This is a genomic window from Niallia taxi (genome assembly GCF_004005475.1).
GTDB lineage: Bacteria > Bacillota > Bacilli > Bacillales > Cytobacillaceae > Niallia > Niallia taxi.
This window is the reverse complement of the sequence record NZ_RZTZ01000055.1, coordinates 1-1,093: the sequence shown is the minus strand read 5'-3', so window position 1 is coordinate 1,093 and position 1,093 is coordinate 1. Positions and strand designations below refer to the sequence as shown.

Below are 1,093 nucleotides of genomic sequence, written 5' to 3'. Positions count from 1 at the left end.
TGTGACCAAAACTTTCCAAATAGTGAAATTGGAAGGTTATTTGGTATGCATAAATTTAGTATAACATGAAAGATTTAAAGATTTTATTGAAAGATATTGACAAACTATTAGCTGGTTTAGTTTAAGTGCATTTACTCACAATCTTATATATAAATAAGAAGTTCCTCAATTAGGAACTTCCACCCTTAATTTCTTTATAACGTTCTTCTGACCATTCAAAATTACTTATCGAAAAAGTGTTATAATTATATTCCTTTAATAATTGTTGTGCTTCAATCGTAAAGCTATAACCAACAGCTACCCTTTTCATTTCACTGTCCTGATTTATTCTTTTCAACGCTTTTCTAACATCACTCAATAGAATTGTTTCTTCTGGAAAAATTAATCCTGTAACAATTTCATTAGAGTTAGGAATTATCCCCTTATATATTGGTGAAACCATTTTTTTTATTTGATTGTATGTCTTGCTTTTTATAATTAAAGGCTTTGTAATATCACTTCCCCCCCTTATTAACAATTCTTTTTATTCGCTGTTTTACTTCGTAATTCCTTCTCTCACTCTCCTGCCAAGTTTGTGACATTAAAAAGTTCTCTCCATCTACTTCAGGATTACACCCCGTTAGCCTTTATAAGAAACATTGATATTACTCAATTGTTTGTTCAGATCCCAATTTGTTGGCTTTTCTTCCTCCCTCAACCATTCCATGCCATTCTGTATCCACTTATTACGATAAGTCTCAAAGGAATATCCTAATTCATCATCATCATAACCTGGGTGAAACCCACAACAGCCACAAATTAGGCTTATATCAGGTAACCCATCTTTGTTATACAAAGGACCTCGTAACCTGTCAAACCCACAAACAGAACAAACATAAAATTTTTTCTTTTTAAAAAACATGATCAAACACCTTCTAAATAAATTCATTTATTTAGTATATTAACAAATTAGTCTTAACCTTATATATACAGATAGGTAAGAGTTTGAAGTTATCGCTCCCTTTTCCCCCTGTTCACACCGTACGTGAAACTTTCGAATCATACGGCGTTCCAACTAATCCAATCTATTCTTTCTATGTATTAAGCAATCGAG

General features: G+C 31.8%; 2 protein-coding genes. Both read right to left on the bottom strand.

From position 1 onward, the window contains the following. Positions 1–169: 169 nt before the first annotated feature. Positions 170–517, bottom strand: coding sequence for a hypothetical protein (locus tag EM808_RS28360; protein ID WP_127743157.1), 348 nt, complete (start codon positions 515–517; stop codon positions 170–172). A gap of 102 nt (positions 518–619) precedes the next feature. After that, positions 620–901 carry a hypothetical protein gene (locus EM808_RS28355; protein ID WP_127743155.1) on the bottom strand — a complete coding sequence of 94 codons (282 nt, stop codon included), beginning with the start codon at positions 899–901 and terminating at the stop codon, positions 620–622. Between the last annotated feature and the right edge of the window lie 192 nt (positions 902–1,093).